This window comes from Bartonella sp. AP19HLJMH (genome assembly GCF_042196245.1).
GTDB lineage: Bacteria > Pseudomonadota > Alphaproteobacteria > Rhizobiales > Rhizobiaceae > Bartonella.
Genome location: NZ_JBHIPX010000015.1, coordinates 39,237 through 47,922, shown reverse-complemented (window position 1 = coordinate 47,922; position 8,686 = coordinate 39,237). Strand labels below are relative to the sequence as shown.

General features: G+C 39.5%; 6 protein-coding genes. 3 read left to right on the top strand and 3 right to left on the bottom strand.

Annotated elements, in window-relative coordinates; translation table 11 throughout:
• The first annotated feature begins 417 nt into the window (after positions 1 to 417).
• A complete protein-coding gene (locus ACFINR_RS07530; RefSeq protein ID WP_375653784.1) occupies positions 418 to 2,406 on the top strand; it encodes a M23 family metallopeptidase in 1,989 nt (662 codons plus the stop codon).
• Between the two features lie 903 nt (positions 2,407 to 3,309).
• Here the strand turns inward: ACFINR_RS07530 and ACFINR_RS07525 are convergent.
• The 3 genes from ACFINR_RS07525 to ACFINR_RS07515 all read right to left on the bottom strand — a co-directional run bounded on the left by ACFINR_RS07525 (position 3,310) and on the right by ACFINR_RS07515 (position 5,727).
• Entirely contained in the window at positions 3,310 to 4,737 is a 1,428-nt protein-coding gene (locus ACFINR_RS07525; RefSeq protein WP_375653781.1) for a sensor histidine kinase, read from the bottom strand.
• Between the two features lie 224 nt (positions 4,738 to 4,961).
• Complete coding sequence (locus ACFINR_RS07520) at positions 4,962 to 5,516, bottom strand: RNA polymerase sigma factor (protein ID WP_375611691.1); 555 nt, start codon at positions 5,514 to 5,516, stop codon at positions 4,962 to 4,964.
• Positions 5,517 to 5,523: 7 nt separating this feature from the next.
• Positions 5,524 to 5,727 carry a NepR family anti-sigma factor gene (locus ACFINR_RS07515; RefSeq protein WP_375610684.1) on the bottom strand — a complete coding sequence of 68 codons (204 nt, stop codon included), beginning with the start codon at positions 5,725 to 5,727 and terminating at the stop codon, positions 5,524 to 5,526.
• A 168-nt stretch (positions 5,728 to 5,895) separates the two neighbouring features.
• Between ACFINR_RS07515 and ACFINR_RS07510 the strand changes: the two genes are divergently transcribed.
• Complete coding sequence (locus ACFINR_RS07510) at positions 5,896 to 6,690, top strand: response regulator (protein ID WP_375607013.1); 795 nt, start codon at positions 5,896 to 5,898, stop codon at positions 6,688 to 6,690.
• 22 nt (positions 6,691 to 6,712) lie between these two features.
• Positions 6,713 to 7,726, top strand: a complete 1,014-nt coding sequence (locus tag ACFINR_RS07505; protein ID WP_375618002.1) for a sensor histidine kinase — start codon at positions 6,713 to 6,715, stop codon at positions 7,724 to 7,726.
• Positions 7,727 to 8,686: the final 960 nt, after the last annotated feature.

The window sequence follows — 8,686 nt, the reverse complement described above, 5'->3', positions numbered from 1 at the left end:
TATTTTTTTTTAAATAAAATAACCCAAACTTTACCAATAAAATATTGAACAAAAAATCCTATTTCAAGACATTATTGCCAACAAGCAATTATAGGCAAAATCTGCCTTCATAAAAATAAAACATGAAAACAGCAAGGAGTTCAAAGAGAGCATGGCGCCTTTAAAGTAAAATATAGCACCCCATTGCAATGCATAAAAATAGGAAGTTGCCTAGGAATGAGTTAATCACAATAACGCTTGTTTTATGCTACTTTAATAGAGAAAATTTTCCGCGCAGATACGATTTATAAAGACATTGCTGTATAAAGAGAATCGCATGATCTGTAATTTGTAAAAAGAATCAAATTCCTGTAGAAGCATGCTAAGCTATCTATCTAGCTTTCTTTATTTAATATTGAAAAGTACTCTTATAAATCTATGTGGGATAACGAACAACAAAAAAACGATCCTGGACAAGACCCTGCTCTTGTCGTCAAGCGCTTGCGGCCTGCGCGCCGACAGGTCTCTGCTCGTTGGCTTACGGGAACCATTCTGACAGGAATCACTTCCTGCATTCTTATGGGGATTGCACTTTTTACGGCTCTTGATGAACAACAGCGATTGGTAACACCGCCACAATGGTTTACGCAAGAAAACCTATCAGAATCACAAGACCCTGAGGCCAATGGCTATAAAGGTGATCGTATTTCTCCCACCCATGCAAGGCAAAGCTTTGACAGAAAACGTCAATTTGAACTATCGATTCTACAAAAAAAAGGCGATGAAAAAGTCATTCAAACACAACATTTTGAATGGATTCGTATGGCTTTAGCTGAAAATCGCCCCCAGAAATATAGCTATCCAAAATTTGATTCTTTAAGCATTCTTGCTAGTGATACGAAAAATCAAAATATCGCACCACAAGAAGATTCTGGGCAGATTTATGGAGCAAAGGTTGAAACAAAACTCACCTTACGCAGCTATGATTTTAAGGTAAATCAATTCGATTTTGATGACAGCGACACATTGACAGATGAAGAGGCACAACAAGAAGTACAAAAAGCTGGATTTACTTTAGAAAAGAGCTCCGAACTTCTTTCAGTTCTCACATTGATTGATCCTTTAAAATTAGAAGATGTATCCTCCCCTTCCCAAGGCACAGAATCCCCTGAAGTTCGAATCGTTCAAGAAAATGTAACCGTTTCTCCTCAAAGTCACCGTATCGATCTGACGAAAAACTATGTTGAAGATATTATTCCTATTCGTAAAAAACAAACGATAGCCGATGCTTTCAAAAAAACCAGTTATACAAAAAAGCAAATTGACCAGGTTGTAAAAACGCTAGAAAAAATAAGCCTTTCCGATTCCCTTAAAGAGGGAAGCCTTTTACGCATTGGTATTGTGACACAAGCTGGTGAAGAAGACCATCTCGTACGCGCAAGTATCTATCAAGGGATGCATCATGTTCTCACCATTGCCCTGAATGATAAAGGCCAATTCATTGAAAGCACAGAGCCTAAAATGTCTAAAGCACTTAAAACGGCTTTTCAAAATGGTATTCCACATTCTTATATCAATAGCGCGCAATTACCAACGGCTTATGATGCACTCTATAGTGCTTTGCTAAGCCATAATATATCACAATCTCTCTCTCATCGTCTTATTCGTCTGCTGGCCACCAATGTTGATATGAAAAGTCCGATAACACCCAATGATCAGATCGAAATATTTTATGCTGTACCACAAAGCGATAAAGAAAACAAAAACGGCAAAAAGAATTTGAAAGCAAAGGAATCATCCAAGAACGCTGATCCAGAAATTCGTTATATTAGTGCAACTTTTGGGAATACAACTTATAAATATTACCGTTATCAATTAAAAGATGGAAGCGTTGATTATTATGATTCTGAAGGGAAAAGTTCAAAGCCTTTCTTGCTGCGCAAACCCACACCAAATGGCATTTTTGGCTCTCCCTTTGGTCCACGCAAACATCCTATTTTAGGCTATGTCCGCATGCATACGGGTGTTGATTGGATTGCTCCTAAAGGATCACCCATTATTGCTGTAGGAGATGGTATTGTCACAAGAGTAGGCGTAACAGGCGGCTATGGAAACCATACGGAAATTCAACATGCCAATGGATATGTCAGCAGTTATTCACACCAAAGTCGTTATGCACCAGACATCAAACCAGGCGTGAAAGTACGACAAGGACAAATTATTGGGTATGTTGGATCAACAGGAATGGCAACCGGACCCCATTGTCATTTTGAAATCATTGTCAATGGCGTCAAAGTTGATCCCATGCGCATTCGTATACCGGATAGCAAAGCCTTAACCAATCAAGACCTACAAACATTCCTACAAGAAAAAAACAACATTGATGCCTTGATCAACAGCCCAATAGCACCCTCCGAAGAGACTTAAAGCATGAAAGCATCTGCATTTTTACGACTCAAAACATCTAAAAAATATGCTTGAGCGCTTACTTTTCTCAAAGAGATTTCCGCATTTTAAATATCTATTAAAGAATACGCCGAAAGATGCCACCACCCAAGGTCGCATCACAATGATTAAAAATAAAACGCCCTCCCCTTTTCAGGTTTACGCACAATAGAAAAGTGAAAAATATGAAACCCCAAAAGGCTAACTCTTCTTGTTTATTTTATCAAAACGATAGCCCGTCCTTATTTGCCATGCAATAAAATCTCAAATCAAAGAGGTGCCCGCTAAAGGATGAAGATTCTAAAATCCATATCATTCTATAAACAACCCGACTTTTTGTTGAATAGATTCCACTTGTTGAATGTATGCTGTTCATAGCCCTAAAGGACGGTGTTTCATGAACTTTCTGAGCACGTTCTACCTTAAGAGTATTCGTTACACACTTTTACAAAAACACCCCATATTTAAAGTTTCACATGCCTTACAAAAAATAACAAAACTTGAAAAAACAATCTTTTTGCAAAGCAATAGAGCTTACGAATATAAGTATTATTGGCTTAAAGGAGCACTTATTCAAAATAAATTTAAAGGCTAACTTAAGCACTTCAAAGCTCTCAGACAAGGAGAACTTTGAAAGCCTATCATCGGAGTCAACAAAGCAAAAAAACAACAAGAGAGAAAATCAAACATTACACCAAAAGATAAAGAAGCAAAGTTGTTTCTCTTGAAGGCAATTGACAATCTGATATGAATGGTGCTGTGTTCGCGCTACTGAAGCCGTATTTTTCCTTCTTCTTGTGAAAAGATGCCCTCCCCATACATTCACGATGAATGAAAGGCAGCTTACCACGAGAAAAGAAAAAATTTACCCTTTTAAAAAATCAGTCAGAGCTTTTTTTTTGAACTATTCATGCTAAGTTTTGGCAAAGGAATGACAATCTTTGTGCCTCCTAAAGCAGAAGTTTCAAACAGAGGTTTTTCACCAAATTGCATACAGAGCTGTTCCACGACCACACGACCAAGTCCTGTTTTTTGTTTTAAAGTTTGGCTTTTCATTCCCACGCCATCATCTTCTACAATGAGCATCAATTGTCCATCTTTCTGGGGACCAAAGGAGATATAAATATGACCAGACCGTTGATCAGGAAAGGCATGTTTTAAGGAATTTGTCAGCAGTTCACCAAGGATAATTCCAAGTGTTGTCGCATCTCTTGAAGACAGGCGACAATCTTTAAAGTTGGTGTGAATGGTGATGTTTTCACGCAATTCAAAAGGGACTGCCAATTCGACATCATGCACAACAGAGCTGAGAAACTCTGCCAATAAAGTCGTTTCCATATCATCACTTAAGCGCAAACGACGATGTGCTGTAGAAATTGTCTGAATACGATCACGTGCAGCCCCTAGAACAGCACGTACCTCTTCATTTTTGCTCCGGTTTAACTGGAGCCCCAACAAAGAAGACACCGTCCCAAGAGAATTGCCAATGCGATGGCTTGCATCCTGCAACAATATTTCAACCCGTTGGCGTTCTTTTTCAGCGTGATTACGTGCTCTTTCTAATTCTTGTGTTCGTTCTTTCACGCGGGCTTCCAGAGCGATATTTTCACTATGAAGCAGCAATTGATACAATTTTAAAGAGCGCATATCACGATGAAAACGATTAATAACAAAATAGGCAGAAATAAAGGTACTCACAACGGAAACAATAGCCGCCAATGTCAAAGCCGCCCGCATCAATGCGATACCCTCACGCTGTTTTTGTCGCACCACATCATCCCCATTAATAAAGCTTGTCATCAATTGAGCTAAACGTGCTACAGGAATCTTTGATACTTCCAAAGAGTCCGCATGAGAAGGTTGAGAAGGTTGAGAAGGAATCGCATCAAGAGCACGCATATGGGCATTCATAAAGGCTTTTCGTGCTTCAACCTCTTCTTTAAAAGCCGTAAACCATTTATACCACTGCGGATGCGCATAAATAATAAGTGCGATATAGTCGAGAATATTCCCCAACTCCCGCTCTGCATTTTCAAAACGTATTTTATCTTCCGCCTTGCGCGTTTTTGCATAGCTGCGATCAGCAACAGCCATATCAATCAGGCTAATAAGGACCAAATCAGCCTGTTCGCGCAATTCTGAACTTGTATTCAACTGTGCGACTTCTCGATCAACGGCATTTGAAAGCAACATAATAAAAACCGATGCCAAAAGAGCCATAACAAGAGAAACAACAATCGCACCCCACCGCCAGCGTGATATCGTTGCATCAGAAGAAGGCATTTGAGGCATCAAATTTGTTTTTGTTGTCATAGAATGTCCATTGGCGAACTTGAAAGTCGTCATTTTTCAGCACAAAGGAAGGCAACCTTATGGAACATAAAACCTAAAGCCCGTGAGAAAGTTTTATACAGGCTTTTCTTGTGTTCCTAAGGATACACGCCAAACTTCTGAATTCCCTCAGATACTGACTTTACTGTAATAGCTATAACGGGAATAAAAAAAACAAGGCTATCAATCATAATTATTATGCTTTTTTAGCCGTTAAATGAACACAATGTACTTCCAGCTGAGTAAGAATCAGGACCATAATCAGACTCACCATTGACTTTAAGAAGTTCTTGTAATCGATTACGCGCCCTGCTCACACGGCTTTTAATGGTTCCAACAGCACAACCACAAATAGCCGCAGCATCTTCATAAGAAAATCCCGATGCGCCAATGAGAATAATGGCTTCTCTTTGATCGGCAGAAAGCAAATTTAAGGCTTTTTTGAAATCTTGCAAATCAAGCGATCCATATTGAGCAGGATGAACAGCGACATTTTGAGTAAACACGCCATCGGTATCTTGAACTTCTCTTCCCTTTTTACGCATTTGACTATAAAATTCATTGCGCAAAATGGTAAAAAGCCAAGCTTTAAGATTAGTTCCCATCTCAAAACTATCTTGCTTAGCCCATGCCTTCATAACAGTATCTTGGACCAAATCTTCGGCTTTATCGTGCTTGCCACTTAAAGAAACAGCAAAAGCTCGTAAAGCCGGCAACACAGAAAGGAGTTCTTGTTTAAAGTTTTTCGCGCACTTTGACATAAAGGATTCAAACCTTTTCCACATTGTTTAAGCCAAATTGCTCTGCGCGCTCCAACTTCTCTAAAAGCTCAAGCAAACACCGTGGCAGTGCTTCTTCTTGAATTTCCATGTAAAATTGACGTAACTTCCGTGCTATTTCGCTATTGACCCCGAGAAGATCATCTCCAACTCTAAATTGTGTGGTGAGATTTTTTTCATCACGGTCGTTCATTTTTCATCCCCCTAATCCATATATTACTGGTAGCACCGCGAAGAATTTTTCGCCTTATGGTTGTAAATATAGCTGCCGGTAAAAAGTTCCATACAAATCAAGGAACTTTTTTATCGGTTGAGAATTTCAACCAACAAAATGCTTGAAAGGTCAAAGGAGTTATAAATTATGTCATTATCAACGCGCATTGCCCCGCATCTTCCCTATCTTCGGCGTTTTGCCCGCTCTGTCACCGGTAGCCAATCCTCTGGCGATGCCTATGTTTCAGCGATGTTGGAAGCACTCATTGCCGACATCTCCATTTTTCCCAAAGCCTCCACTGACCGAATTGGTACCTATTGGCTTTTTTGCCATCTTTTTGACCAAACCACACCAAACATCCCTGAACCCCTGCCCCAATTTGGTCTTGAACAAAAAACCAGTGCCAAATTATCCTATCTCACGCCCCGTGCACGCCAAGCATTTTTGCTCATTGCCGTTGAAGGGTTTCATGAACAAGACGCCAGCGAAATCATGAATCTGGATACGAAAGAATTTCGCAAGCTTCTCAACCAAGCATCCATTGATATTTCTCAACAAATTGCCACTGAAGTAATGATTATTGAAGATGAACCTCTTATTGCACTTGATATTGAGCAAATGGTAGAAAGCCTAGGTCATCATGTTGTAGGAATAGCGCGCACGCGTGATGAAGCTGTCATCATGTATCATAAGAAAAAACCACGGTTGATTTTGGCTGATATTCAATTAGCCGATAACAGTTCAGGGATTGATGCGGTCAACGAGATTTTGAAAAATGACCGTATACCGGTGATTTTCATCACAGCTTTTCCCGAAAGGCTTCTCACTGGCGAGCGTCCAGAACCAACTTTTTTAGTGACCAAACCTTTTAACCCTGATATGGTGAAAGCGCTTATTTCGCAAGCTTTATTTTTTCAAGAGAATGCTTCTAAAGCGGCTTAGAACAGGGTAACATCTTAAAATTATGATCGTTACGCCTCTTTCAAAGCCTCCCATGGATAGATCTCATATGAGTGCGCTCATGCAAGCGATTCGTGGTGCTGATATTTGCGTTCTCTATCAGGCAACAAATCTGGTTTATTTATGGGCTGAAAACTTGCCACACCATTTGCACAATAAATGGCGGGTTGGGTGTCGTGACAGCGACTTTTTTTCGCTTGACCTTGCAGACAATATGGAAACCATCAAACTGCAAGTTTTAGCCAGTGGCAAAATGCAAACTGTTGAAGCACGTTTTGAAGATACAAATAAACAAGAGATTTGGTACAAATTTTCTATTGATTGCCACCGCAATGATAACGAAGACATTATTGGTATTATCACCACCGGTGTCAATATTTCCGGCTTACGCCGCCGTGAACAAGTGCTTAAAATCCTTCTTCGCGAAGTCAGTCACCGTTCTAAAAACCTTCTAGCGATCATTCAAAGTATTGCCAGCCAAACCGCCCGCTATACTGAATCTCTTCAGGTTTTTTTACGAAAATTTCAAGGTCGTCTTCATTCTCTTTCTCATTCTCAAGATCTGATCACTGATTCCGATTGGCGCGGTGCTCAATTTCGCGAATTGGTACAAACGCAGGCTTTAGGTTATTTTATGAAAGAAACAGAACGTTTTTCACTTGAAGGCGTCGATCCTTATCTTTTTCCCAATGCCGCTTTGCATATCGGTTTGGCTTTTCATGAACTGATTGTCAATTCTCTTTCTTTTGGAGCCCTTTCCCAAGAAAAGGGGAGCATCTGTGTACGCTGTGAAATTGAAACAAAACTGAATGGCAAAACGCAACTTATCATCACTTGGCATGAAAATTTTGAATCCGGCATCCCTCCCACAAACAATAAAAAAGCCTGTTTTGGTAGTGCCGTTCTCGAAAAAATCGTTCCCATTTCCGTGAATGGTTCAGCTTCCCTCAAATTGACACAAGAAGGAATTGTCTATTGCCTCTCTGTTCCTGATACTTATTTTGATATTTTTTCTTAAAAGAGCATTTTAAACAATGAACAAGAGAAGTTTCCCCTTTTTTAGCAAAATGTCTCATCTGTTTATTAAGCACAAAGATATTTTCCAACCTCTTTAAACCAACCTCTATAGTCCCCCAATAGTTCCGCAAAACCTTAACGATGAGAACTGAAAGCCACATAAAATCCATTCCCGCTGTCAATCAACTTCCATCCCTCATATAACCGGCATATTTTAAAACAGAAACCAAAACGATAAAGAGCAAACCGTTTCAGCTTTTATATGCAAAATAAAAGCGAGCCTATTACCCATCTCTTTTTGTGTAATTTTCGCAATGCGTATATAATTTTATTTTGGCAGAATATGAAATTTCAAGGAGTAAAGCTAATATCCATCATCACTCTTCAGCTTTATGGGCTTAAAGCATCCACGACAACGACAATTAATTGATGAAAATTACATATTTTACGCTTTTATTTATCGCATTCTATAATGGAGATATTCTCTTCAAGTACAATAGGACATTCTAAAACAGAATACACTTATGTCTTTCATTCACGCACTTTTTTAATATTTCCCAGCGCATCCACGCTCATTTCAAAACAGTATCTGTAAATAAGATATAATAGCCCCCGTAAAGTGAACCATCAAAACCGCCCCTTGTTACGCCACGTCCTTCTTTACCTTCATACCCCTTTTCACTTCATAAAAGTAGTAGCTGAGCATCATCATACCATTTGTCTCTCATGTTACAACAGCCATTGACCTTTGAGAGCGTCCATAAGAGGCATTTTAGGCTTTTTTCAAATATTACTCACCGACATAGAGCCCCCACACACACCCTTTTATGACGTGCAAGCCAATGACTTTGATTAATTCACTATAGAAAACCCATCTCAAAGGGGAAAACCCATCTCAAAGGGGAAAACCCATCTCAAAGGGGAAAACCCATCTCAAAGGGGAAAACCCATCTCAAAGGGG

Excerpts from the sequence above, each read along its gene's own strand:
- ACFINR_RS07520 (WP_375611691.1), bottom strand. The coding sequence starts at position 5,516 with ATGTCAAAGTGCGCGAAAAACTTTAAACAAGAACTCCTTTCTGTGTTG.
- ACFINR_RS07505 (WP_375618002.1), top strand. The coding sequence starts at position 6,713 with ATGATCGTTACGCCTCTTTCAAAGCCTCCCATGGATAGATCTCATATG.
- ACFINR_RS07510 (WP_375607013.1), top strand. The coding sequence starts at position 5,896 with ATGTCATTATCAACGCGCATTGCCCCGCATCTTCCCTATCTTCGGCGT.
- ACFINR_RS07525 (WP_375653781.1), bottom strand. The coding sequence starts at position 4,737 with ATGACAACAAAAACAAATTTGATGCCTCAAATGCCTTCTTCTGATGCA.
- ACFINR_RS07515 (WP_375610684.1), bottom strand. The coding sequence starts at position 5,727 with ATGAACGACCGTGATGAAAAAAATCTCACCACACAATTTAGAGTTGGA.
- ACFINR_RS07530 (WP_375653784.1), top strand. The coding sequence starts at position 418 with ATGTGGGATAACGAACAACAAAAAAACGATCCTGGACAAGACCCTGCT.